Source organism: Actibacterium sp. MT2.3-13A, assembly GCF_018139985.1.
Taxonomy (GTDB): domain Bacteria; phylum Pseudomonadota; class Alphaproteobacteria; order Rhodobacterales; family Rhodobacteraceae; genus JAGSOU01.
This window is the reverse complement of record NZ_JAGSOU010000003.1, coordinates 217,006-242,094: the sequence shown is the minus strand read 5'-3', so window position 1 is coordinate 242,094 and position 25,089 is coordinate 217,006. Positions and strand designations below refer to the sequence as shown.

At 68.3% G+C, this 25,089-nt stretch carries 19 protein-coding genes and 1 tRNA gene; 8 read left to right on the top strand and 12 right to left on the bottom strand.

Annotated features, from left to right (window positions below; translation table 11 throughout):
• Positions 1–220: 220 nt before the first annotated feature.
• The 9 genes from murD to KCI33_RS04645 form a co-directional block, all read right to left on the bottom strand.
• Positions 221–1,624, bottom strand: coding sequence for a UDP-N-acetylmuramoyl-L-alanine--D-glutamate ligase (gene murD, locus KCI33_RS04685; RefSeq protein ID WP_212523594.1), 1,404 nt, complete (start codon positions 1,622–1,624; stop codon positions 221–223).
• A gap of 158 nt (positions 1,625–1,782) precedes the next feature.
• On the bottom strand, positions 1,783–2,865 hold the full coding sequence (gene mraY, locus KCI33_RS04680) for a phospho-N-acetylmuramoyl-pentapeptide-transferase (RefSeq protein ID WP_212523593.1): 1,083 nt from the start codon (positions 2,863–2,865) through the stop codon (positions 1,783–1,785).
• A gap of 12 nt (positions 2,866–2,877) precedes the next feature.
• Positions 2,878–4,314 (bottom strand): UDP-N-acetylmuramoyl-tripeptide--D-alanyl-D-alanine ligase, encoded by a 1,437-nt coding sequence (gene murF, locus KCI33_RS04675; RefSeq protein WP_212523592.1) that lies wholly within the window; start codon positions 4,312–4,314, stop codon positions 2,878–2,880.
• The gene (locus tag KCI33_RS04670; RefSeq protein ID WP_212523591.1) at positions 4,311–5,801 is read right to left on the bottom strand and encodes a UDP-N-acetylmuramoyl-L-alanyl-D-glutamate--2,6-diaminopimelate ligase; all 1,491 of its coding nucleotides are present in this window, start codon (positions 5,799–5,801) and stop codon (positions 4,311–4,313) included. The genes murF and KCI33_RS04670 overlap by 4 nt, the downstream gene beginning before the upstream one ends.
• Positions 5,802–5,818: 17 nt before the next feature.
• Positions 5,819–7,606, bottom strand: a complete 1,788-nt coding sequence (locus KCI33_RS04665; protein WP_212523590.1) for a penicillin-binding protein 2 — start codon at positions 7,604–7,606, stop codon at positions 5,819–5,821.
• Positions 7,603–7,950, bottom strand: coding sequence for a cell division protein FtsL (locus KCI33_RS04660; protein WP_212523589.1), 348 nt, complete (start codon positions 7,948–7,950; stop codon positions 7,603–7,605). Before KCI33_RS04660 ends, KCI33_RS04665 begins: the two co-directional genes overlap by 4 nt.
• On the bottom strand, positions 7,950–8,951 hold the full coding sequence (rsmH, locus tag KCI33_RS04655; RefSeq protein WP_212523588.1) for a 16S rRNA (cytosine(1402)-N(4))-methyltransferase RsmH: 1,002 nt from the start codon (positions 8,949–8,951) through the stop codon (positions 7,950–7,952). The genes KCI33_RS04660 and rsmH overlap by 1 nt, the downstream gene beginning before the upstream one ends.
• A 2-nt stretch (positions 8,952–8,953) precedes the next feature.
• On the bottom strand, positions 8,954–9,466 hold the full coding sequence (mraZ, locus tag KCI33_RS04650; RefSeq protein WP_212523587.1) for a division/cell wall cluster transcriptional repressor MraZ: 513 nt from the start codon (positions 9,464–9,466) through the stop codon (positions 8,954–8,956).
• A gap of 727 nt (positions 9,467–10,193) precedes the next feature.
• Positions 10,194–11,261, bottom strand: a complete 1,068-nt coding sequence (locus KCI33_RS04645; RefSeq protein ID WP_212523586.1) for an Mrp/NBP35 family ATP-binding protein — start codon at positions 11,259–11,261, stop codon at positions 10,194–10,196.
• Between the two features lie 276 nt (positions 11,262–11,537).
• Here KCI33_RS04645 and KCI33_RS04640 point away from each other — a divergent pair, with 276 nt between their 5' ends.
• Positions 11,538–11,753, top strand: coding sequence for a DUF1127 domain-containing protein (locus KCI33_RS04640; RefSeq protein WP_212523585.1), 216 nt, complete (start codon positions 11,538–11,540; stop codon positions 11,751–11,753).
• A gap of 391 nt (positions 11,754–12,144) precedes the next feature.
• Here KCI33_RS04640 and KCI33_RS04635 read toward each other — a convergent pair whose 3' ends face one another.
• Positions 12,145–14,508: a UvrD-helicase domain-containing protein gene (locus KCI33_RS04635; protein ID WP_212523584.1), complete on the bottom strand. Its 2,364-nt coding sequence runs from the start codon at positions 14,506–14,508 to the stop codon at positions 12,145–12,147.
• Positions 14,509–14,714: 206 nt separating this feature from the next.
• Here KCI33_RS04635 and KCI33_RS04630 point away from each other — a divergent pair, with 206 nt between their 5' ends.
• The 3 genes from KCI33_RS04630 (at position 14,715) to KCI33_RS04620 (ending at position 19,209) form a co-directional block, all read left to right on the top strand.
• Positions 14,715–18,161: a pyruvate carboxylase gene (locus tag KCI33_RS04630; RefSeq protein ID WP_212523583.1), complete on the top strand. Its 3,447-nt coding sequence runs from the start codon at positions 14,715–14,717 to the stop codon at positions 18,159–18,161.
• A gap of 183 nt (positions 18,162–18,344) precedes the next feature.
• A complete protein-coding gene (locus KCI33_RS04625; protein WP_212523582.1) occupies positions 18,345–19,079 on the top strand; it encodes a TerC family protein in 735 nt (244 codons plus the stop codon).
• Positions 19,080–19,134: 55 nt separating this feature from the next.
• A tRNA-Gly gene (locus KCI33_RS04620) sits at positions 19,135–19,209 on the top strand.
• A gap of 248 nt (positions 19,210–19,457) precedes the next feature.
• Here the strand turns inward: KCI33_RS04620 and KCI33_RS04615 are convergent.
• Together KCI33_RS04615 and KCI33_RS04610 are read right to left on the bottom strand one after the other, a co-directional pair.
• Complete coding sequence (locus KCI33_RS04615) at positions 19,458–19,664, bottom strand: hypothetical protein (RefSeq protein ID WP_212523581.1); 207 nt, start codon at positions 19,662–19,664, stop codon at positions 19,458–19,460.
• Between the two features lie 109 nt (positions 19,665–19,773).
• Positions 19,774–20,688 (bottom strand): LysR family transcriptional regulator, encoded by a 915-nt coding sequence (locus tag KCI33_RS04610; protein WP_212523580.1) that lies wholly within the window; start codon positions 20,686–20,688, stop codon positions 19,774–19,776.
• Between the two features lie 152 nt (positions 20,689–20,840).
• Here KCI33_RS04610 and KCI33_RS04605 point away from each other — a divergent pair, with 152 nt between their 5' ends.
• The 4 genes from KCI33_RS04605 (at position 20,841) to KCI33_RS04590 (ending at position 25,056) form a co-directional block, all read left to right on the top strand.
• Positions 20,841–21,611 (top strand): HAD family hydrolase, encoded by a 771-nt coding sequence (locus KCI33_RS04605; protein WP_212523579.1) that lies wholly within the window; start codon positions 20,841–20,843, stop codon positions 21,609–21,611.
• Positions 21,605–22,534, top strand: a complete 930-nt coding sequence (locus KCI33_RS04600) for an ABC transporter permease (RefSeq protein ID WP_212523578.1) — start codon at positions 21,605–21,607, stop codon at positions 22,532–22,534. Before KCI33_RS04605 ends, KCI33_RS04600 begins: the two co-directional genes overlap by 7 nt.
• Before the next feature lie 6 nt (positions 22,535–22,540).
• Positions 22,541–23,428 carry an ABC transporter permease gene (locus KCI33_RS04595; RefSeq protein ID WP_212523577.1) on the top strand — a complete coding sequence of 296 codons (888 nt, stop codon included), beginning with the start codon at positions 22,541–22,543 and terminating at the stop codon, positions 23,426–23,428.
• Between the two features lie 74 nt (positions 23,429–23,502).
• Positions 23,503–25,056: an ABC transporter substrate-binding protein gene (locus KCI33_RS04590; RefSeq protein WP_212523576.1), complete on the top strand. Its 1,554-nt coding sequence runs from the start codon at positions 23,503–23,505 to the stop codon at positions 25,054–25,056.
• Positions 25,057–25,089 lie beyond the last annotated feature (33 nt).

Below are 25,089 nucleotides of genomic sequence, written 5' to 3'. Positions count from 1 at the left end.
GGGTATTTCACGCGCGACGAAAATTATTTTCTGCCGCCCGCCGCGCCGCCGCCGACGCGGATCGCGCCGGCCGGGGCAAGGGCGCGCAGGGACCCTTTTCTTCTGGCCCCAAATATCCCCGCCGGAGGCATCCGACGGCGCCGCGCGCGCCGTCGCCCGCCGCCGCCCTCGCCGGCCGCGCCCTGCCCTGCCGCGCGCCCTGCGGCGCGGCTGAACCCGGTCACGCCCGCAGCGCGCGCGTCACCTCGGCGATGAAATCCTCGCCGCGCTGCTCGAAATTGTCGTATTGGTCGAAACTCGCCGCCGCCGGGGCCAGCAGAACGGTCTCGCCGGGCTGCGCCTCCGCCACCGCAGCGCGCACCGCGCGCGCCATGGTCTCGCTGATCTCATGCGGCGTGTCGCCGAGGTTGAGCGCGAAACCGCGCGCCTCGCGCCCGATGACATAGGCCTTGACCACATTGCCCAGATAGGGCGTCAGCGCGCCCAGGCCGCCGTCCTTCTCCAGCCCGCCGCAGATCCAGCGGATGCGCGGGAAGGCCGCCAGCGCCTTGGCCGCGCTGTCGGCATTGGTGGCCTTGGAATCGTTGACATAGGCCACGCCGTCCCTCTCGGCCACCCGCTGGCTGCGGTGCGGCAGGCCCTCGAAACCGTGGAAGGCGCGCTCGATCTGCTTTGGCGACACGCCCAGCGTGCGCGCCACCGCATAGGCGGCGCAGGCGTTCTGGTGGTTGTGCGCGCCGGGCAGCCCGGCGATGGCGCGCAGGTCGATCGCGCCCACCTGCCGGCCCTTGCGGAACTCCGCGAGGAAGCCCTTGCGCGCATAGACCGACCATCCGGAGCCCGACAGCTTTCCGGCCGCCGAGATCCGGATCACCCGGTCGTCGCCCGCCCCCTCCGACAGCTGGTTGGCCAGGAATTTCCCCTCGTCCTCGTCCACGCCGACGACGGCGCGGTCGGGGCCACCCTCGGCGAAGAGCCGCCGCTTGGCCGCGAAATAGCCGCCCATGCCGCCGTGCCGGTCGAGGTGATCGGGCGACAGATTGGTGAAGACCGCCACATCAGGGGTCAGCGCGCGCGCAAGCTCCGTCTGGTAGCTCGACAGTTCCAGCACGACCACGCCGCCGTCGCCCGGTGGGGCGATGTCCAGCACCCCGCGCCCGATATTGCCGGCCAGCTGGCTGTCGCGGCCGGCGTCGCTCAGCACATGGTGGATCAGCGCCGAGGTGGTGGATTTGCCGTTCGATCCGGTGACCGCGATCACCTTGGGCAGGACGTCGTAATTTTCCCACGCGTCCAGCGCGAGCGAGCGGAAGAACAGCCCGATGTCGTTGTCCACCGGCACGCCGGCCGCCCAGGCCGCCGCCACCACCCGGTTCGGCGCGGGATAGAGATGCGGGATGCCGGGGCTGACGATCAGCGCGGCCACGCCGGCGAAGGCGCCCTCGCGGGTCAGGTCATGGGCGGCGAACCCCTCGGCCTCGGCGCGGGCGCGGGCCTCCGCGTTATCGTCCCAGACCAGGGCCTCGGCCCCGCCCGCGCGCAGGCTGCGCGCCGCCGACAGGCCCGAGCGGCCCAGCCCCAGAACGGCGACCTTGGCGCCCTTGTAACCACGCACGGGGATCATTGCCTGCCCTCCTTTTGGTCGGCGCGAAGATGCACCGGGCACGCGCCGAATTGCAAGCGGCGTCGAGCGCGGAACAGAGGGCCGCGCCCGCCCCTCAAGCGGCGGGTCGGGCGGTCATCTGAAAACGCGGGTGGAATCGATATGCGCCGAAGCCCGCCTCAGCGCAGCTTCAGCGTGGCGAGGCCGATCAGCGCCAGGATCAGGCTGATGATCCAGAACCGGATCACGATCTGCGGCTCGGCCCAGCCCTTCTTCTCGAAATGGTGGTGGATCGGCGCCATCAAGAACACCCGCTTTCCGGTGCGCTTGAAATAGAGCACCTGGATGATCACGCTCAGCGCCTCGACCACGAACAGCCCGCCAACGATGGCCAGCACGATCTCGTGCTTGGTGGCCACCGCGATCGCCCCGAGCGCCCCCCCAAGGGCAAGGCTGCCGGTGTCGCCCATGAACACCGCCGCCGGCGGCGCGTTGTACCACAGGAAGCCCAGGCCGCCCCCGATCAGCGCGGCGGTGAAGATCAGGATCTCTCCGGTTCCGGGCACATAATGGACATCGAGATATTCGGAGAAGTTGGAGTTGCCGACGACATAGGCGATCACGCCCAGCGTTCCGGCCGCGATCATCACCGGCATGATGGCCAGCCCGTCCAGCCCATCGGTCAGGTTGACCGCATTGGCCGCGCCCACGATCACGATCATCGCGAAGGGGACGAAGAACACCCCCATGTTGATCAGCACGTCCTTGAACACCGGCAACGCCAGCTGGCCCGACAGCTCGGCCGAATGCACCTGGGTGGCCGCGTAGCCGGCGAAGCCCGCCACCAGCAGCCCCAGCCCCATGCGCAGCTTGCCCGAGACGCCCTTGGTGTTGTTCTTCGACACCTTGGCGTAGTCGTCGGCAAAGCCGATCAACCCGAAACAGACCGTCACGAACAGCACGATCCAGACATAGGCATTGTCCGTCCGCGCCCAGAGCACGGTCGAGAACAGCAGCGCCGAGAGGATCAGCAACCCGCCCATGGTCGGCGTGCCGGCCTTGGAGAAATGGCCCTGCGGGCCGTCATCGCGGATGGGCTGACCCTTTTTCTGCTTGCGCCGCAATAGGTTGATCAGGGGGCGGCCGAAGATGAAACCGAAGATCAACGCCGTGAAGAACGCCCCGCCCGCCCGGAAAGTGATGTAGCGAAACAGGTTGAACACGTCGCCGCCGTCGGAAAACTTGATCAACCAGTAGAGCATTCGTTCTTGTCCTCAGTCCTCGGTGGGCGCGGCTTGGCCCAGTTTGCGCAGCGCGTCAACCACAAGAGAGACCCGGCTGCCCTTCGAGCCCTTCACAAGCACCACATCGCCCGCGTCCACAAGCGAGCCGATCCGCCGCGCCAGGGCCTCGGCGGTTTCGTGCCACTGGCCGCGCTGGCGCGGCGGCAGGGCGTCATAGGCCGCCCGCATCCGCGGGCCCACGCAATGCACCAGCTCGACCTTGGCCAGCGAGGGATCGCCGGCCAGGGCGCGGTGCAGCGCGATCTCGCCCGCGCCCAGCTCCAGCATGTCGCCGAGCACGGCGATGCGCCGCCCGTGGGCGATCCGCCCCACCCCGTCGGCGGGCACCGTCGCCGCCAGCACCTCGAGCGCGGCGGCCATCGAGGTCGGGTTGGCGTTGAAGGCGTCGTCGATCAGGTCGATCGACAGCCGCTCGTCCACGGCGTCCAGCACCAGCCTCTCGCGCTGGCCGCGCCCGGCGGGCGGGCGCCATTCGCCGAGGTCGCAGGCCGCGAGCGCCGCGTCCAGCCCCAGCGCGTCGGCCACCGCCAGCACCCCCAGCGCGTTCATCGCGAAATGCCGGCCCGCGGCGCGGATCTTGAACAGCAGCGGCCGACCCGCGGCCTCGGCCCGGACAATCGTGGCGCCATCCTTAAGATCGGCTGACATAAGCCTGAAATCGTTTTCCTTTCCGGCACCGAAAAGGGTGATCCTGGCGCCCGCCTCACGGGCCTTTCCGATCAGGATCGAACTGACGTCGAGGTCGCCTTGCAGCACCGCCGCCCCACCCGGCACCAGCCCCTCAAGGATGCTGGCCTTTTCGCGGGCGATGCCGGCCAGATCTTCGAAGGCCGCCAGATGCGCGGGCGCAACGGTGGTGATCATCGCCACATGCGGACGGGCAAGCCGCGCCAGCGGCGCGATCTCGCCGGGGTGGTTCATGCCGATCTCGATCACGGCAAATTCGGTGTCGCGCGGCATCCGCGCCAGCGTCAGCGGCACGCCCCAGTGATTGTTGTAGCTGGCTTCGGCGGCATGGGTTTTCCCCTGCCCCGACAGCACCGCGCGCAGCATCTCCTTGGTCGAGGTCTTGCCGACCGATCCGGTCACAGCCACGACGCGGGCCTGCGTCCGCGCCCGCGCCGCCACGCCCAGCGCCTCCAGCGCCTTCAGCACATCCGCGACCACCAGCAGCGGCGCGTCCTCGGCCACGCCATCGGGAATGCGCGAGACCAGCGCGGCCGCGGCGCCCTTTTCCAGCGCCTGCGCCACGAAGTCATGGCCGTCGCGCACGTCTTTCAGCGCCACGAACAGGTCGCCCGGCCGCAGCGTGCGGGTGTCGATGGAGACGCCGCTCGCCTGCCAGTCGCGCGTCGCGCGCCCTCCCGTGGCGGCGGCGGCATCGGCAGAAGTCCAGAGCGCAGTCATGACAGCCTCCCGTCCAGCGCGGCCACGGCGACGCTGGCCTGTTCCACGTCGTCGAAGGGGAACACGTCGTCGCCCACGATCTGCCCGGTCTCGTGCCCCTTGCCGGCGACCAGCAGCGCGTCGCCCGGCCCCAGCGCATCGACGCCGCGCAGGATGGCCTCGGCCCGGTCGGCGACCTCGTTCGCCTCGGGGCAGCCGGCCAGCACCTCGGCGCGGATCGCGGCGGGGTCCTCGGAGCGGGGGTTGTCGTCGGTGACGAAGGCCACATCGGCGTGCGCCGCGGCGGCCTGCCCCATCAGCGGGCGCTTGCCCCGGTCGCGGTCGCCACCGGCGCCGAAGACCACCACCAGCCGCCCCATCACATGCGGGCGCAGCGCGGTGAGCGCGGTTTCCAGCGCATCGGGCGTGTGGGCGTAATCGACGAAGACGGCCGCGCCGTTGTCGCGGGTGGCGGCCAGCTGCATCCGCCCGCGGACGGTGGTCAGCTCGGGCAGCGTGTCGAAGACATGGCCGGGCGCCTCGCCGCAGGCGATGACAAGGCCCGCGGCGGCCAGCACGTTCTCGGCCTGGAAGCCGCCGATCAGCGACAGCCGCGCGTGATGCGTCTTGCCCTGCCAGTCGAAGCGCAACTCCTGCCCGGTGGCGTCGAAGCGCTGCGCCCGCAGGCGCAGGTCGGCGCCCTCGGCCCGGCCGACCGTGATCAGGCGCTGGCCGCGGGCACGGGCGATCCCTGCCATCTCGGCCCCGCGCGGGTCGTCGAGATTGATCACCGCGGTCCCGTCCTCGGGTAGGACGCGGGCGAAAAGCCCGGCCTTTGCCGCGAAATACTCGTCAAAGCTGGCGTGGTAGTCGAGGTGGTCCTGCGTGAAATTGGTGAAGGCCGCCGCGGTCAGCTGGACGCCGTCCAGCCGGCGCTGCGCCAGCCCGTGCGACGACGCCTCCATCGCGGCATGGGTGACGCCGGCCTCGGCCATCTCGGCCAGGAGGCGATGCAGGGTGATCGGCTCGGGCGTGGTGTGGGTCATCGGCGCGGCATAGGCGCCCTCGACCCCGGTGGTGCCCATGTTGGCGGCCTTGTGGCCCAGCAACTCCCAGATCTGGCGGGTGAAACTGGCGACCGAGGTCTTGCCGTTGGTGCCCGTGACCGCCACCACCACGCCGGGCTGGGCGCCGAACCACAGGGCGGCGGTGTAGGCCAGCGCCTGGCGCGGATCCTCGGCGACGATCAGCGCGGCGCCGGAGGCCGCCAGGTCGGCGCGCGCGATCCGCGCGCCCTCGGCATCGGTCAGGATCGCCCCCGCCCCCATCCGCAGCGCGTATTGGATGAACGTGCCGCCGTGCACCCGGGTCCCGGGCAGGGCCGCGAAGAGGTGGCCGGGCTTCACCTGACGGCTGTCCACCGACAGCCCGGTGACGCGCGCCTCGCGCCCGCCCTGGGCGGTCAGGCCCAGCTCTGCCAGTGATTTCGCTGTTGCCCGACCCGTCATTTCTGCCCCCGTGGCGTTCAGTGCGAGGCGAGTGTTAGCGCGAAGTCCGGGGTGGGTGCAATCTCCGGCCGCAGACCCAGCAGGGGAGCGGCGCGGCGGATGATCTCGGCGGCCACCGGCACGGCGGTCCAGCCGGCGGTGCGGCGCGGCTCGGCGCCGGAGCGGTCCTCGGGCTCGTCGAGCGTGACGACGAGGATATATTGCGGATCGTCGGTGGGGAAGACGCTGGCGAAGGTCGTGATCACCTTGTCCTCGTAATAGCCGCCCCGCGGGTTGGGCTTGTCGGCGGTGCCGGTCTTGCCGCCCACGCGGTAGCCCTCGACCTCGCCGAAGGTGGCGGTGCCGTGGGTCACCACCGCGCGCAGCATGGTGCGGGCGGCGGCCGAGATCTCTTCGGAGACCACGCGCTCGCCGGTCTCGGGGCGGCCGCCGGCCAGAAGCGTCGGCTGCACCCGCTTGCCGCCGTTCAGCACCGAGGCATAGGCCGTGGCCAGGTGCAGCGGGCTGGCCGAGATGCCGTGACCGTAGGAGGCGGTGATGGTGTGGATGTCGCCCCAATGCGCGGGCAGGAGCGGCTTGCCGGTGGGGGCCTCGACCAGCTCGACCGGGGTCGGATCGAACAGCCCGAGGCTGCGGAAGAACGCCTGCTGACGCTCCTTGCCGATCTCCAGCGCCATGTTGGCCGTGCCGACGTTGGAGGATTTCACGATCACGTCGGTGACCGACAGCTTGGGGCCGTAGTTCTTGTTCCGGAACTCGTTGATCCGGTGCTTTCCCCAGCGCATGGGCGCATTGGCGTCGACCAGCGTGTCGGGGCCCACCAGGCCCAGTTGCATCGCCTGCGCGGCGGTGAATATCTTGAAGGTCGAGCCCAGCTCGTAGACCCCCTGCACCGCCCGGTTGAACAGCGGGCTGTCCTCGGCCTGAGTGCCGGGACGCGGCGCGGGGCGGTCGTTGGGGTCGAAATCGGGCAGCGAGGCCATCGCCACGATCTCGCCGGTTTCGGCCTTCATCAGCACGGCGGCCGCGCCCTTGGCGTTCATCAGCTTCATGCCGCCGTAGAGCACGCGCTCGACCGCGGCCTGGAGGGTCAGGTCCAGCGACAGGCGCAGCGGCTGGCCGCCATTGGCGGGGTCGCGCAGGTAGCCGTCGAAGGCCTTTTCGACGCCCGCGACGCCGATCACCTCGGCCGAATGCACGCCCTCGCGGCCGAAGCTGGCCCCGCCCAGGATATGGGCCGCCAGCTTACCGTTCGGGTAAAGCCGCATCTCGCGTGGGCCGAACAGCAGGCCGGGATCGCCGATGTCATGCACCAGCTGCTTTTGCTCGGGACTGATTTTCTTGCGGATCCACAGGAACTTGCGGGTGCCGGTAAAATCCTTGAGCAACTCCTCCTCGTCGAGATCGGGGAAGATCCGCGCGAGTTCGCGCGCCGCGCGCTCCTTGTCGATCATCTGCTGCGGCTGGGCGTAAAGCGAATGCGTGGCCATGTTGGTGGCCAGGATCCGGCCCTGCCGGTCGACGATATCGGCGCGCTGCGCCACGATCGGCGCGCTGGAGGCGGCGGCGCTGGGTTCGTGCGGCTCGGCCGCCGCCAGAAGCCCCATGCGCGCGCCCACCGTCACGAAGGCGCAGAAGAAGGCCACGCCCAGCACCAGCAGGCGCCCCTCGGCGCGCAGCCGGGCCTGGTCGCGCATCTGTTCATGGCGCAGGCGCAGGTTCTCGCGCTCGATCGCGTCGGGGTTTTCGCCGCGGGCGCGTGCCTCGAGGATGCGCGCCAGCGGGCGCAGGGGCGTGCGGATCATGGGTTTTCCTCCCGTTCACCAACCACTTCGACGGAACTCAGGATCGCCGGCAATTCGGGCGCCGGGTAGGAAACCTTGCTGATCTCGCCGAACTGGTCGGGGTGCAGCGGCAGCAGCCCCAGACGGTCGAAGTTCAGATCGGCCAGTTCGCGCAGGCGGTCGGGGCGGTTGAGATAGGCCCATTCGGCGCGCAGCACCCCGAGGCTCTCGCGCATCCGCCCGATCTCGGCCTGCAGCCTCTGGGTTTCCTTCAGCGCCTCGTGGGTGCGGTAATTCTGGTTGTAGGCCCAGTAGGCCAGCCCCATCACCGCCAGCGCCGACAGAACGTAAAGCACCGTGCGCATCAGCGTTTCCTCCCTGTCATCAAGGCGGGCAGGCCCAGCGCGGCGCGGTCGGGCTCGCCGCTGGGCGCCTGCGTCCGTTCGGCCACGCGCAGCTTGGCGCTGCGCGCGCGGGGGTTTTCCTCAAGCTCCCGGTCGTCCGGGCCGATGGCGCGGCGGCTGAGCAGCCGGAACTGCGGTTCTTCCTGTTCGATCTCGGGCGCGTAGCGGCTGCCCCGCCCGCCCCCGCCGGAACGCGCCTGAAGGAAGCGCTTCACGATCCGGTCCTCGATGGAATGGAAGGTGACCACGGCCAGCTTTCCGCCCGGCTTCAGCGCCCGTTCGGCGGCGATCAGGCCGGCCACCAGCTCGCCCAGCTCGTCGTTCACCGCGATGCGGATCGCCTGGAAGCTGCGGGTCGCCGGATGGCTCTGTCCGGGCTTGGGGCGCGGCAGGCAGCGCTCGATCACCGCGACCAGCTGGGCGGTGGTCTCGAAGGGCCGGATCTTGCGCGCCGCAACGATGGCCCGCGCGATGCGGCGCGAGGCGCGTTCCTCGCCGTAATGATAGAGGATATCGGCCAGGTCTTCTTCATCGGCCGTGTTCACCAGATCGGCGGCCGAGGGCCCGGACTGGCTCATCCGCATGTCGAGCGGCCCCTCCTGCATGAAGGAAAAGCCGCGCTCGGCCTGGTCGATCTGCATGGAGCTGACGCCGAGATCCAGCACCACCCCGTCGAGCGGCTCGTCGCTATAGGTGTCGAGCCGCGAAAACGTGCCCTCGACCAGCACCAGCCGGTCGCCGTAGGCGGCCGCCCAGTCCCGCGCCATTTCGAACACCGCCGGATCGCGGTCAACGCCGATCACGCGCTCCGCCCCGGCCTCCAGCAGCCCGCGGGCGTAGCCGCCCGCACCGAAGGTGCCGTCAAGCCACAGCCCCCGCACCGGCGCCACCGCCGCCAGCAGCGGGCGCAGCAGAACGGGGATGTGCGGACGGTCGTCGGAGGGCGAAGCGGCCGCGGCCATGCTCAGCCCTCCCCCAAGCGCGAAAGCGTCAGGTCGAGCGCATCCATCAGGTCGATGTCCTCGGGCAGGTCATCGCCCAGCGCCTCGTCCTCCTCGGCCTCGATCTCGGCATAGGTGTCGGGGTTCCAGACCTGGAAAGTGTCGCCGGTGGCGATGAAATAGGCCTCCTTGTCGAGGCCGATCTTCTCGCGCAGGCGCTGCGGGATCACCAGCCGGCCGTCGGGATCGACCTCGGTCTGGTGCGACAAGCCACTGATGCGCTTGGTCAACTTGCGCTTGAGCGCGCCGCTGGGAAGACGGGCGATCTTGTCCTCAAGCGCGCCGATCGCGCGCATGGTGTAAACTTCGAGGTAGTTCTGCGTCCGGTCACCGTAGACGATAACCAGTTCGGGGCGCTTGCCGTCGACCCAGGCGTCGTCGCCGGCCTCCAGCACACGGCGAAACAGGGCCGGGATCGACACCCTGCCCTTACCGTCCACCTTGAAGGTGTATTCGCCTCTGAACCTGCGCGCCACCGTCCCGACGCTCCCTCATTCCTTGTTGCCCCGGCCGGTACGAAAACGGCGGACTGAGCTGCTGCCACTGCCCAATCCGCCGCCCTCGTCCCATCACTGGGTGTGTCCAACTGCGCGTGCCACCTGGGGGGATGTCTGCTCGCGTGCGCGTCGGATCTTTTGGTTCGGAGAAAGCGGGTGCCGTGTATGAAACCTGCCTCAGGTGCCTTCGGGGTTCTTTTTCGCCCCTTGTTGAGCCCGTCTTCATCCGATGAACTCAAGGTGCCACGGGAATTCATGGAAATCAATAGCCATCTACGGGAATTAACACCAAGTTCTGCTACACAGCTCCATGAAAAACAACATCTTGTGAGCATCTGACCCCCGGTGGGCGGATCATCTGGCAGAACATCGAATCGCACACACAACATGTAGCGAGAAATCACCGGGAGAAGAAAATCCCGCGATTTCCCAAAATTCCCACTTGCGAACCGGGAACCAGCCCCTCCGCGTCTCTGAAAACGCCGCGAAACCGCCCTTCAGAAGGCGCGGGGCGCCAAAGTGATTCGCGCACCGCCACGCGGAACGGGCGCCGGCGCAAATCGTTCCCACCATTTCCCATAAGCGCTCGGACCACCCAGGCGCCCCGCCCCATGTTTCTTCTGGCAGAAATATCCTGGGGGAGTGTGAGGGGGCAAAGCCCCCTCATGCCCTCGACAACGACGCGGCGCGCCGCGGTCCCGCCGGTTCAGGCCATGCCGCCCGCCACCAGCCCGCGCGCCAGCGCGGCATAGGCCTCGGCCACAGGCCCCTCGCCCAGCGCCACCGGCCGGCCTGCATCGCCCGCCTCGCGCACCTCCAGCGCCAGCGGCAACTCGCCCAGGAAGGGCAAGCCCAGCCGTCCAGCCTCGGCGCGCACGCCGCCATGGCCGAAGATATGGCTCTCGCCGCCGCAATGCGGGCAGTAAAAGGACGACATGTTCTCGATCAGCCCCAGCACCGGGGTCTTGAGGCGCTCGAACATGTCGATCGCCTTCAGCGCGTCGAGCAGCGCCACGTCCTGCGGGGTGGAGACCACCAGCGCCCCGGTCAGCGCCGCGCGCTGGCACAGCGTCAGCTGCACGTCACCCGTGCCCGGCGGCAGATCGACGATCAGCACGTCCAGCGCGCCCCATTGCACCTGCCCCAGCATCTGCTGCAGCGCCCCCATCAGCATCGGCCCGCGCCAGACCACCGCCTGCGCGGGATCGACCATCAGGCCGATCGACATCAGCGTGACCCCATGCGCCCTGGGCGGAAGGATCGTCTTGCCGTCGGGCGAGGCCGGACGGCCGGACACCCCCATCATGCGCGGCAGCGAAGGGCCGTAGATATCGGCATCCAGCAGCCCCACCCGCCGCCCCTGCCGGGCCAGCGCCACGGCGAGGTTCGAGGCGACGGTGGATTTTCCGACGCCGCCCTTGCCCGAGGCCACCGCCAGGATGCGGTCGACCCCCTCGGGGCGGGTCACGCCGCCGGGCGCGGCATGGCGGCCGATCTTGAGCCCCGGCGCGGATGCCTGCGCCGCCGGCCCGTGTGCGGTCAGGACCACCGAGACGCTTTCCACCCCCGGCAGCGCGCGCACCGCCTCTTCGGCGGCCCGGCGCAGCGGCTCCATCCGGGCGGCCATGTCTGGGCTCTCGGCCTCCAGCACGAAGCGCACCGCGCCGCCCTCGACGCTCAGCGCGCGCACCATGTCGCGCGAGACAAGGTCGCCGCCATCGGGCAGTGCCAGCCGCGCCAGGCTGTCCAGAATCGTCTCGCGGGTCACGGGCATGTCAGGCTCTCCGGTTGCTTCACACCCGATATGGCCGCCCGCCCCGGAGGGGGCAAGATCCACGCCGCGCCGATTTTCCGGGCACCGGGCCATGCAGCCCCCGGCGGTCCGCACAGCAAACGGGCATCCGAAAAATACGTCAGCATCACTTATGCATTTTCTGCATGGCGGCATTGATGACGCAAACCATTGTGCATCCGCAGCATTGGGCTATTTTCACCTCAACGCCGCGGGCAACACCCGCTTAACCGAATACGACGATCCGAGGTTTGAACCATGGCACATGCACAGCACATCGAAGTCGCACAGCTCAGCATCACCGAATGGCTGCGGGCTGGCTTCCGCGAGATCCAGGAGAAACTGGCGCGCCGGCGCATGTATCGCCAGACCGTGCGCGAACTGAACACGCTGAGCGCGCGTGAACTGGCCGACCTCGGCCTCCACCGCTCGATGGTGCGCCGCGTGGCCTACGAGGCCGCCTACGGCGCCTGAGACGAGATACAAGAGATCAGGAAACCCCTCCTCCTCCCTGGGTTTTCTGTAATGAGCGGCGGCGCTCTCCTCCTCCCTGCGCCGCCGCCCCCTTATTCGGAACTCGATTGAGTTTCACCCGAGATGCGCCCGGCCTCCTCCTCCTCCCTGAGGTCCGGCGCTGACAAGAACGGCGGCGCCCTCCTCCTCCCTGGCGTCGCCGTTTTTTTTGTTTTCGGGGATCGCGCGCGCAGCCAGAGGCCACCGGCCGGGCAAAGATCGCGCCGAACAGGGGTAGCGCCCGCAGGCGCCTTTCTACGGGTTGGGGCCGGATGGCGCGGGCGACGCGCCGCCGCCGCACCGGAAATTCATGCGAAATCTCGATCGCTTTTCGCGGAAAAGGCGTTCCCGCTCAGAACGGCACGTCGTCGGCCTGGGCGGCAGAGACGATGAAACGCGCGACCACCTTCTTGGCACCCGCCTTGTCGAACTCGACGTCCAGTTTCTCGCCCTCGACCCCCATCACCGTGCCGTAGCCGAATTTCTGGTGGAACACCCGGTCTCCGGCCGTGAAGGACGAGATCGCCTCGGCGTCGATCACCATCGCGCGGCTCTCGCGCGGCTGGCTCATCGGGCGCGCGGTGCTGCGTGCCTGCATCCGCTTCCAGCCCGGCGAGTTGTAGACATTGGCGCTGGCCGCGCGGTCCTCGATCCCCGCGCCCGACGGCGCCGCCGCCGCGCCGTAGCCCCCGCCATAGAGGCCCGGCGGCGTCAGCACCTCGACATGGCTTTCGGGCAGTTCGTCGATGAACCGCGAGGGCAGCGCCGATTGCCACTGGCCATAGACCCGGCGGTTGGCAGCAAAGGAGATCGTGCACAGTTCCTCGGCGCGGGTGATGCCGACATAGGCGAGCCGCCGCTCCTCCTCCAGGCCCTTCAGGCCGGTCTCGTCCATCGCCCGCTGCGACGGGAACAGCCCGTCCTCCCAGCCCGGCAGGAAGACGGCGGGAAACTCCAGCCCCTTGGCGGCATGCAGCGTCATGATGGAAATCTTCGGGCCGCCCTCGTCGGTCTCGTTGTCCATGATCAGCGCGACATGTTCGAGGAAACCCTGCAGGTTCTCGAACTGCTCCAGCGCCTTGACCAGTTCCTTGAGGTTCTCCAGCCGCCCCGGCGCCTCGGGCGTCTTGTCGTTCACCCACATCTCGGTATAGCCGGATTCGTCGAGGATCTGCTCGGCCAGCTCGATATGGTTGGCGCCGGCGACCGCGGCGCGGTGCCAGCGGTCGAACCCCTGGATCAGCGCCGCCAGCGCACCCCGCGCCTTGCCCTTGATCTCGCCCGCGTCGATCAGCAGCCGCGCCCCCTCCAGCAGCGACACGCCATTGGCGCGCGCCGTGCGCTGGATGGTCTGCAGCGCCTTGTCGCCGACGCCGCGCTTGGGCGTGTTCACGATCCGCTCGAATGCGAGGTCGTCGTCGGGGCTGGTGGCCACGCGGAAATAGGCCATCGCGTCACGGATCTCCATCCGCTCGTAGAATCGCGGGCCGCCGATCACGCGGTAGGGCAGCCCGATGGTCAGGAAACGGTCCTCGAAGGCGCGCATCTGGTGGCTGGCGCGCACCAGGATCGCCATCTCGTCCAGCGTGAAGGGGCGCATCCCGCGGGTGCCGCGCTGCATCGCCTCGACCTCCTCGCCGATCCAGCGCGCCTCCTCCTCGCCGTCCCAGTGACCGATCAGGCGGACCTTCTCGCCGTCCTGGGCGTCGGTCCACAGGGTCTTGCCCAACCGCCCCTGGTTGGCGTCGATCACGCCCGAGGCCGCGGCCAGGATATGCGGGGTGGAGCGGTAATTCTGCTCCAGCCGCACCACCTTGGCGCCCGGAAAGTCCTTCTCGAAGCGCAGGATGTTGCCGACCTCGGCGCCGCGCCAGCCATAGATCGACTGGTCGTCATCGCCCACGCAGCAGATATTGTGATGCCCGCCCGCCAGCAGCCGCAGCCACAGGTATTGGGCGACGTTGGTGTCCTGGTATTCGTCCACCAGGATATAGCGGAACCAGCGCTGATACTGCTTCAGCAGGTCGTCGTGGCGCTGAAAAATCGTGACCATGTGCAGCAGCAGATCGCCGAAATCGACCGCGTTCAGGGTGCGCAGGCGCTCCTGATAGGCGGCGTAGAGCTCGGTGCCGCGGTTGTTGAAGGCGGCGGCCTCGGCGGCGGGCACGCTTTCCGGCGTCCAGGCGCGGTTCTTCCAGTGGTCGATGAGACCGGCGAGTTGGCGCGCGGGCCAGCGTTTCTCGTCCATGTTGGCGGCCACGATCAACTGCTTGAGCAGGCGGATCTGGTCGTCGGTGTCGAGAATCGTGAAATTCGATTTCAGCCCCACCAGTTCGGCGTGCCGGCGCAACAGCTTCACGCAGACCGCGTGGAAGGTGCCCAGCCAGGGCATCCCCTCCACCGACTGCCCCAGCAGGCGTGCGACGCGCTCCTTCATCTCGCGCGCGGCCTTGTTGGTGAAGGTCACGGCGAGGATCTCATTGGGCCGCGCCCGGCCGGTGTTCAGCAGATGCGCGATGCGGGTTGTCAGGGCCTTGGTCTTGCCGGTGCCGGCGCCCGCCAGCATCAGCACAGGCCCGTCCAGCGCCTCCACCGCCTCGCGCTGCGCGGGGTTCAGGTCATCGAGATAAGGCGCCGGGCGCGCGGCCATGGCGCGCGCGGCCAGCGACAGTTTCGCCCCCGCTTCGAAGGCGTCGTCTTCGTCAAATCTGCTCATGGCGGCAATCTAAACCGCTTCGCGACGGAGTTAAAGAATTGTTCGCACAATGTTCCTGCCCGGGTGCCGGAAATCGGCGGTCTGTCACAAAAGCTTCATATTACGTCGTCGCGGGTATTGCGCTGCAGCGCAGCATCCCATACCCATTCCGCATCATGTCGCGCCGGGGAGGCGCGCCGGACAGACCCATGCGAAAGGGCCCGCCCATGAGTGACTTCAAGAAAATCCTGATCGCCAACCGGGGCGAGATCGCGATCCGCGTGATGCGCGCAGCGAATGAGCTGGGCAAGCGCACGGTCGCCGTCTACGCCGAGGAGGACAAGCTGGGCCTGCACCGCTTCAAGGCGGACGAGGCCTACCAGATCGGCGAGGGGCTGGGCCCGGTGGCGGCCTATCTCAGCATCCCCGAGATCATCCGGGTGGCGCGCGAATGCGGCGCCGACGCGGTGCATCCGGGCTATGGCCTGCTGTCCGAGAATCCCGCGTTCGTCGAGGCCTGCGAGGCCGCCGGCCTGACCTTCATCGGCCCGCGCGCCGAGACCATGCGGCGGCTCGGCGACAAGGCCAGCGCGCGCAAGGTTGCGATCGAGGCCGGCGTGCCGGTGATCCCCGCGACCGAGGTTCTGGGCGACGACATGGACGAGATCCGCAGGCAGGCCGCCGAAATCGGCTATCCCCTGATGCTCAAGGCCAGCTGGGGCGGCGGCGGGCGCGGCATGCGCCCGATCCTGAGCGAGGCCGAGCTGGAGGAGAAGGTCCGCGAGGGCCGGCGCGAGGCCGAGGCCGCCTTCGGAAACGGCGAGGGCTATCTGGAAAAGATGATCCAGCGCGCCCGCCATGTGGAGGTGCAGATCCTCGGCGACACGCATGGGCATATCTACCACCTGTGGGAGCGGGACTGCTCGGTCCAGCGGCGCAACCAGAAGGTGGTGGAGCGGGCCCCTGCCCCCTACCTCTCCGAGGCGCAGCGCGAGCGGCTGTGCAATCTCGGCAAGAAGATCTGCGAGCATGTGCATTACGAATGCGCCGGCACCGTCGAGTTCCTGATGGATATGGACACGGGCGAGTTCTACTTCATCGAGGTGAACCCCCGCATCCAGGTCGAGCACACCGTGACCGAGGAGGTCACCGGCATCGACATCGTGCGCGCCCAGATCCTGATCGCCGAGGGCAAGAGCCTGGTCGAGGCCACCGGCGTTGCCACGCAATATGACGTGGAGCTGCGCGGCCACGCGCTGCAATGCCGGATCACCACCGAGGATCCGCTGAACAACTTCATCCCCGATTACGGCCGCATCACCGCCTATCGCGGGGCCACGGGGATGGGTATCCGGCTCGATGGCGGCACCGCCTATTCGGGCGCGGTGATCACCCGCTATTACGACAGCCTGCTGGAAAAGGTCACCGCCTGGGCGCCCACCCCCGAGGCCGCCATCGCGCGGATGGACCGCGCCCTGCGCGAGTTCCGCATCCGCGGCGTGGCCACCAACATCGCCTTCGTCGAGAACCTGCTGAAACATCCCAAGTTCCTCAACAACGAGTATCACACCAAGTTCATCGACCAGACGCCCGAGCTGTTCCAGTTCGCGCCGCGCCAGGACCGGGCGACCAAGATCCTGACCTATATCGCCGACATCACGGTGAACGGGCACCCCGAGACTGAGGGCCGCCCGAGGCCCGCGGCCCAGGCCAGGCCGCCGCGCGCGCCGAGGCCCCGGGTCGAAACACCCCCCGCGGGCAGCAAGCAGGTCCTCGACCAGAAGGGTGCCGAGGGGCTTGCGGCGTGGATGAAGGATCAGAAACAGCTTCTGCTGACCGACACCACCATGCGCGACGGGCACCAGAGCTTGCTCGCGACAAGGATGCGCTCGATCGACATGATCAAGGTGGCGCCAAGCTATGCCGCCAACCTCTCGCAGCTCTTCTCCGTCGAATGCTGGGGCGGGGCGACCTTCGACGTGGCCTATCGCTTCCTTCAGGAATGCCCCTGGCAGCGGTTGCGCGACCTCCGCGCCGCCATGCCCAACCTGCTGACCCAGATGCTGCTGCGCGCCTCGAACGGCGTGGGCTACACCAACTATCCCGACAACGTGGTGCAGAGCTTCGTGCGTCAGGCCGCCGAGACCGGGGTGGACGTGTTCCGCGTCTTCGACAGCCTGAACTGGGTCGAGAACATGCGCGTCGCCATGGACGCGGTGATCGAGACCGGCCGCGTCTGCGAGGGCGCGATCTGCTACACCGGCGACATCCTCGACCCCGACCGCGCCAAGTATGACCTGAAATACTATGTCGGCATGGCCAGGGAACTGGAGGCCGCCGGCGCCCATGTGCTGGGGCTGAAGGACATGGCCGGCCTGCTGAAGCCCGCGGCCGCCACCGCGCTGATCCGCGCGCTGAAGGAAGAGGTGGGCCTGCCCATCCATTTCCACACCCACGACACCAGCGGCATCGCGGGCGCCACGATCCTGGCGGCCAGCGAGGCGGGGGTGGATGCGGTGGATGCGGCGATGGACGCCTTCTCGGGCGGCACCTCGCAGGCTTGCCTCGGCTCGATCGTGGAGGCGCTGCGCAACACCGATCGCGAGACCGGGCTCGACATCGGCGCGGTGCGCCAGATCTCGGACTACTGGGAGGCGGTGCGCGCCCAATACGCGGCCTTCGAGGCCGGGCTGAAGGCGCCCGCCTCCGAGGTCTACCTGCACGAGATGCCGGGCGGGCAGTTCACCAACCTCAAGGCGCAGGCGCGTTCCCTGGGGCTGGAGGAGCGCTGGCACGAGGTCGCCCAGACCTATGCCGACGTCAACCGGATGTTCGGGGACATCGTGAAGGTGACGCCGAGTTCCAAGGTGGTGGGCGACATGGCGCTGATGATGGTCAGCCAGGGCCTGACCCGCGAACAGGTCGAGGACCCGGAAATCGAGGTCGCCTTCCCCGACAGCGTCATCGACATGATGCGCGGCAATCTCGGCCAGCCGCCGGGCGGCTTCCCCGAGAAGATCGTCAGGAAGGTGCTGAAGGACGAGAAGCCCAACCTGGAACGCCCCGGCAAGCACCTGAAACCGGTGGACCTGGAGGCCGCGCGCGCCGAAGCCTCGGCCAGGCTCGATGGCAAGCCGGTCGATGACGAGGACCTGAACGGCTACCTGATGTATCCCAAGGTCTTCACCGACTACATGGCGCGCCACGAGATCTACGGCCCGGTGCGGACGCTTCCCACCCATGCCTTCTTCTACGGCATGGAGGCGGGCGAGGAGATCACCGCCGAGATCGACCCCGGCAAGACGCTGGAGATCCGCATGCAGGCGGTGGGCGAAACCAACGAGGAGGGCGAGGCCAAGCTGTTCTTCGAACTCAACGGCCAGCCCCGGGTGATCCGCGTGCCCGACCGCAAGGTCAAGGCCAAGACCGCGGCCCGCCCCAAGGCCGAACAGGGCAACCCCGCCCATCTCGGCGCGCCGATGCCCGGCGTGGTCGCCACCGTCGCGGTGGTGGCCGGGCAGAAGGTCAGCGAGGGCGACCTGCTGCTGACCATCGAGGCGATGAAGATGGAGACCGGCATCCACGCCGAACGCGCCGCCGTCATCAAGGCGGTGCACGTCACCCCCGGCGCCCAGATCGACGCCAAGGACCTGCTGGTGGAATACGAGGCGTAAACGCGCCGCAGACGAGACCGGGGCCGCGCGTCACACAGTGGCGTGCGGCCCTGCCCGTCTCAAGACCGCTGGAAATGCCCGCCAAGGACCGCTAGGTCTGGAGCAAATCGGCATCGGCGGCGAAGGCCCCGGCGCAGCCCTCGGCCCCCGCCCACGCCGGCCCGTTTTTCTGAGGAGAACACCATGCTGGAACTTCTGACCGACCCGGCCGTCTGGGCCTCGTTCCTGACGCTGACCGTGCTGGAGATCGTGCTGGGCGTCGACAACGTGATCTTCCTCTCGATCGCCGCCTCGAAACTGCCCGAGGAGCAACGCGGGAGGGCCCGGTTCATCGGGCTGATCGGCGCCCTGGCGCTGCGCGTGGCGCTGCTGTTCTCGATCGCCTGGATCGTGACCCTGTCCGAACCCTTCGTCACCGTCGCGGACTTCGGCATCTCCTGGCGCGACCTGATCCTGCTGGCCGGCGGCCTGTTCCTGATCTGGAAGGCCTCGACCGAGATCTTCGACGAGGTCGAGGACGGCACCCATCACGAGGGCGGCGCCGTGCGTGCCGGTTTTGCCGCGGTGATCGTGCAGATCATGATGCTGGACCTGGTGTTCTCGCTCGACAGCGTGATCACCGCAGTGGGCATCGCCGACCATCTGGAGGTGATGGTCGCCGCCGTGGTGGTGGCGATTGTGGTGATGATGGTGGCCGCCCAGCCGATCGCCGATTTCGTCGAGGCGCACCCCTCGACAAAGATGCTGGCGCTGGCCTTCCTGGTGATGGTGGGCATGGCGCTGATGGCCGATGGCCTGCATTTCCACGTCGAGCGCGGCTTCATCTACGCGGCGATGGTGTTCGCCGGCGCGGTCGAGGCGCTGAACCTGGTGCGGGCCAAGCGACGGGCGGCGGCAAAAATTCGCGCCGAGGGGTGACTTTCCTCTTGCAGGGGGCGGCGGGCTTGGGTAGATCACCGCTCACCCAACGGATGCGGGCGTAGCTCAGGGGTAGAGCATTACCTTGCCAAGGTAAGGGTCGTGAGTTCGAATCTCATCGCCCGCTCCAATTTCTCCTCACCGGATGAGGAGTGTATGATAGGGCCGCCTTCGGGCGGCCTTTCGTCGTTTCGGAGCGGGATAGCGCGGCAGGAAGCGGGCCTTCGCCGCCCCAGCGGACCGATGCTCTGTCAGCCGCGGCGTTTTTCGGGCCGCCCCCATTTTCCCCGTCCCCCGAACAGCCGGACGACGCCGACGCGGCGCCGCGGATGGTTGGCGAAGCAATGGCTGAATGTCAGGAGATGAAAGGGATATTCGTCAGCGCGCCGATCGGGACGAGCGCCGCGGAACGCCGAGAATTCCGGCGCTGCCGCCCAAGCTCTGGTCGTCACGGCCAGGGCTCAGGGAACAGGTCGGAAAGGCGTCACCCTCGGGCAGCAGGTTGACCGTCGTGCGCAGTTCGCCCGCCAGCGGACAGCCGTGGGAAAACCGAAGCTCGGTTGCGGCGCCCGTATCGTCAGGCAACGGCCGCGCCACGGTCGGGAGCACCTCGTTTCCCTCGGCCCTGGTCGTGGCGGGGGGATCATTGCTCGGTTGAACAGGCAATTCGCCCGGCCCCGGGGCCGGGGAGATATCAACCCCGCATCATCGCCTCCGGCCGGAACTGCCCGGCAACGTTGAAGAACAGATCGACGAGCGGGTTCCGTTCATCGGCAAGGGCGAACACCACCTCGTCCACGGTCGAACGAAATTCCGGGACCGGCACACGGCGCACGATATCCGAACGGTAGGTTCCGAAGCGCCACATGAACCCGACCCCGATTCCGAGAGCGACCGCCTCATAGACGGCGTCCCGGGTATCCGCTGTCAGCCGCGGCTCGGGCTCGAGGCCCGCCTGGCGGAAGCCGCGGTCCACGATCTTCTGGGTCGACGACCCAGGGGAGCGGAACACCAGCGGGTTCTGCGCCAGATGCTCCAGCGTCACGTCGCTGCATTCCGCCATCGGGCTTTCGGGCGAGACGATCGCGACCACCTCTTGCGACAGGACGGGCGCGCGCCGAAAGCGCGGGTCGGCGGGCAGGTCGGGCAGGACGGCGACATCGACCTCGCGCCGGGACACCGCCGCCATGATGTCCTGATGCGAGCCACTTTCGACCGACACCGTCAGCGTCGGGTGCAGTTTCAGCACATGTCCGACGATGGCGATCCCCGGCATCGAGTTCCCCAGACCGACCCGCAGCCGGTGCTTGCCCGACGGACCGCGACGCGCCAGCACGCGCGCGGCGTCGCGCGCGGCCTGCTGCATGCGGTTGCCGATGTCGCACAGTTCCAGGCAGGCGGGCGTGGGGCGCAGCACCCCGCGCAGGCGATCGAACAGGTGGATGTCGTGGATCCGCTCCAGATCGCGGATCTGCTGGGCCACCGCAGTGTGCGAAATCCCGATTCGACGGGCCGCAGCGGAATACGATCCTTCCTCGGCGACCGCCGTCAGCGCGCGCAAACGCGAAAGCGAGAGGCCCGTGGCCGATTCTGAAACCGATGACTTCATGCCCCGGAACATATGCTTTCACCTGTAACGGTACGGTTACAGTCGGGCGCCATATCTCTTCTCACAGCCGGCACAGCGCCGACCCAGAGACCATCGAAGACAGCGCCGGCAAGGCGCAGACGGGGCGTTTCCCCGAACGGAGAGTTATTGGCATGCACCAACCGGTCCGATTGCAGCGTTTCCTCGACGGTCCCTGGCCGGACCGGGCCGCCATACTGGCCGATCTGGACGGCTGTCTCATCTCCGGGGAAACGGTGCTGCCGGACGTGCCCGAGCTTTTCGCGCGTTGCGGCGAGCGGCTTTGGATCGTGTCCAACAATTCCTCTGACACCGCGCAGAGCCTGTCGGCCCGGCTGGCGGCCCTGGGCCTGGCCCTGCCGCCCGAACGGATCCTGCTGGCCGGCGAGATGACGCTGCGCGCGCTGCAGGCGGCACGCCCCGGGGCGCGGGTCGCGCTCTATGCGGCCGAGCCGCTTCAGGATCTCTCGCGCGCGCTGGGTCTGCGCCCCGACCGCGCGCGGCCCGAGGCGGTGGTGCTGGCGCGCGACCCCTCGCTGAGCTTTTCCGACATCGCCCGCATCGCCGCCTTCGCCCATGCCGGCGTGCCCGTCACCCTGACCAATCCCGATACCAGCCATCCGGGCGCCGACGGCACGCCGCAGCCCGAGACCGGGGCGCTGTGGGCGGCGGTGGCCGCGGTGGTGCCGCAGGTCCGGGCGCCCAGCCTGGGCAAGCCGGCCCCCGATCTGCCGCGCGAGGCGCTGCGCCGCGCCGGCGTCACCGCCGGGGCGGCCGTCTTCATCGGCGACACCGCCGAAACCGACGGCGCGGCCGCCGCGGCGGTCGGGGTCGAGTTCATACGTCTGACGCGCCCGGGCGAAGAGCCCTCCCTTCCAGCCAAGACCGGAGCCTGCACATGTTGAGCTACGCCCTGCGAACCCTGATCCGCATGGTCCTGACCTTCTTCGTGATCGTGACCATCGTGTTCTTCGCAACCCGCCTGTCGGGCAACGCGGTGGACTTCGTGATCGGCGAGGGGATGACCACCGAGGATCGCGATCTGCTCATCAAATACTACGAACTGGACCGGCCGATCTGGTCCCAGTACCTCGCCTTCCTGCGGGCCTTCACCGATGGCCAGTTCGGCCTGTCCTTCATCGAAAGGCGGCCGGTGTCTGAAATGGTGCTGGAGCGCATCTGGCCCTCGACGCAACTGCTGCTGTCCGCGGTGGGCCTGACCGTTCTGGTGTCGATCCCGCTGGGCATCGCGGCGGCCATCTGGCGCAAGAGCTGGATCGGCAGCGCGGTGATGGTCGTGGCCTTCCTCGGCTACGCGGTGCCGAATTTCGTCCTCGCCATCGTGATGGTGCTCCTCTTCTCCTACTGGCTCAACTGGCTGCCGGTGGTCGGCAACGGCACGGCTTTGCATTTCATCATGCCGACCGTCGCGCTGGCGGGCGTGCTGATCGCGGCGCTGACCCGCTTCACCCGCAACGCCATGCTGGACGTGCTGGGACAGGATTTCATGCGCACGGCGCGCGCCAAGGGCCTGCCCGAGAACGCCGTGATCTTGCGGCACGGGCTGCGCAACGCCGGCATCACCATCCTGTCGGTCATCGGGTTGCAGGTGGCGGGGCTGGCGGCATCGGGCTCGGTCGTGATCGAGGCGATCTTCGCCTGGCCGGGGATCGGCGACCTGCTGGTCAGTTCGGCGCTGCGCCGCGACTACCCTGTGCTGCAGTTCGGCGTGCTGACCGTCGCGCTGGCCGTGATCGTGATCAATGCCGCCGTCGATCTTGCCTATGCCTGGGCCGATCCGCGCCTGCGCCATACCGTGAAAGGCTGATCTCCCATGATGAACCCCGCCGTCCCCGCCCCCTCTGCCCCCGCCGCCGCCCTGCAGCTGTGGCGCAGCGCCGATGCCATCCAGAAAGCCGCGATCGTGATCGGGCTGAGCCTGGTCCTGCTGGCCGTGCTGGCGCCGATCGTCGCCCCGTTCGATCCCAATTCGCAAAGCCTGATCGCGCGGCTGCGCCCGCCGCTGGGCTTCGAGCGGGCGAAGGCCGGGCACCTGCTGGGCACCGACGAGCTGGGCCGCGACGTGTTCTCGCGCAGCCTGTTCGGTCTGCGCCTGACGCTGATGCTGGCCGGACTGGGCGCGACGCTGGGTCTGCTGATCGGCGGCACGCTGGGCCTGCTGGCCGGGATCGTCGGCGGCCGGACCGAGGCCAGCATCATGGCCGCGGTCGACACCCAGATCGCGGTGCCCTTCACCCTGGTCGCGCTGTTCCTGCTGGCGATCCTCGGCAGTTCGATCGAGGTGATCGTGCTGGTTCTGGGCCTGGCCGGGTGGGAGCAATATGCCCGCATCGTCCGCGGCGAGGTGCGCCGGCTGATGAAGCTGCCCTTCATCGAGGCCGCCCGCGCCGCCGGCGCCGCCCCGCTGCGCATCGCGCACCGCCACCTTCTGCCCAACATCGTCTCGCCGCTGGTGGTGCAGTTCACGCTGGCGCTGTCGAACATCGTGCTGCTGGAAAGCACGCTCTCCTTCCTCGGCCTCGGCGTGCAGCCGCCCACCGCGACGCTGGGGTCGATGGTCGGCATCGGCCGCGATTACATGCCGACCGCCCCCTGGATCGTGGCGGCCCCGGCAATGATGATCCTGCTGGTCACCTTCGCCGTGCAGATCCTCGGCGACTGGCTGCGCGACGGCGCCGATGTGCGGCTGCGCGCGCGATGACCCCGAACACCAACAACAGAGGCTGAAACGCCCGCCCCGTTCAAACGTCCACCCATTCCTCACGGAGAAAAGACATGCTGAAACTGCTGCTTTCCACCGCCCTCGCCGCCGGGCTTGCCTCGGGCGCCTGCGCCCAGGAGATCACTGTCGGCGCCGCCAACGTGTCGAGCTACCTCGACCCCGGCCGCGACCATTCCAACGTCGGCTCGCAATTCTACTACAACGCCTTCGACACCCTGATCGGCAAGAACCACGACAAGCTGGAGGCCGAGTGGGTTCCGGCGCTGGCAACCGAATGGAAACTGGTCGAACCCAAGGTCATGGAGCTGACGCTGCGCGACGGCGTGACCTTCCACAACGGCGAGGCGATGACCGCCGACGACGTGGTGTTCTCGCTCAACCGCATGTATCAGGCCGATTTCCCGCCCTATGTGGTGCGCTCGCGCGATCGGCTGTCGAACTTCCTCAAGGCCGAGAAGGTCGATGACCTGACCGTGCGCGTCACCGTCGAGAAGGAAGAACCGCTGTGGGAGACCCTGCTGAACCTGCAGCAGGTCATGATCATCCCGGAGGATTACACCAAGGCCCTGACCGGCGATCCCGAGGTGGCCGAGCATGACGATTTCGAGGCCTTCTCGCTGGCACCCGTGGGGACCGGCCCCTACCGCATCGCCGAGTTCGTGCCGGGCGAGCGCGTGGTCTATGAACGCTTCGACGATTTCTGGGGCGAAAAGGCGCCGCTGGCCAAGGCGACCGTTCAGCACATCCCCGAAACCGCATCGCGGGTGACCGCGCTGAAGACCGGCGAGGCCGACATCGTCACCAACATCGCGCCCGACCAGCTGGCGCTGATCGAGGCCGACAAGAACCTCCGCACCGTGGGTAGCGCCACGCCGCTGTTCCACGTCATGATCATGAACGTGAACCACCCCAAGCTGAAGGATCCGCGCATCCGCCAGGCGCTGAGCCTCGCCATCGACCGCGACACGCTGAACGAGGCGCTGTGGCTGGGCAAGGCGGTCGTCCCCTCGACCCACACGCTCGAGGAATACGGCGACCTCTACATGCCGGAACTCAAGACCTTCGAATACAACCCCGAAAAGGCCAGGCAGCTGCTGAAAGAGGCCGGCTATGACGGGTTCGAGGTCACCTTCGACACCCACCCGACCTACTATACCAACGGTCTGCTGGCCGCGCAGGCCATCACCGAGATGTGGGCCGAGGTCGGCGTCAAGGGCCGCGTCAACATCGCCGAGAAATGGTCGGGCCGCTCGCCCGAGATGATGACCCGCAACTGGTCGAACCCGATGTATTTCGCCGACCCGTTCGGCTCCTTCGGCGTGATGTGGGCGCCCAACGGCCCCTCCGAGGGCGAAGGCCGCTTCAACACCGATGCGCAATACGCCGAGATCTGGGAACGCTTCCGCTTCTCGAAGGACGTCGAGGCCCGCAAGGCCGCCTATGCAGAGCTGATGGAGCGCATCAGGCAGGACCCGCCGGTGCTGCCGCTCTACCGCCCGTTTGAAAGCTGGGCCATGCGCAAGGACGTGAGCTGGGCGCCGAAGCCGGGCCACATCCCCTATGTGCTCGACTTCCGCGCCGGCTCGATCTCATTCGCGTCGAACTGAGCTCCAACAGGCCCGCCGCCCTGCCGGCGGCGG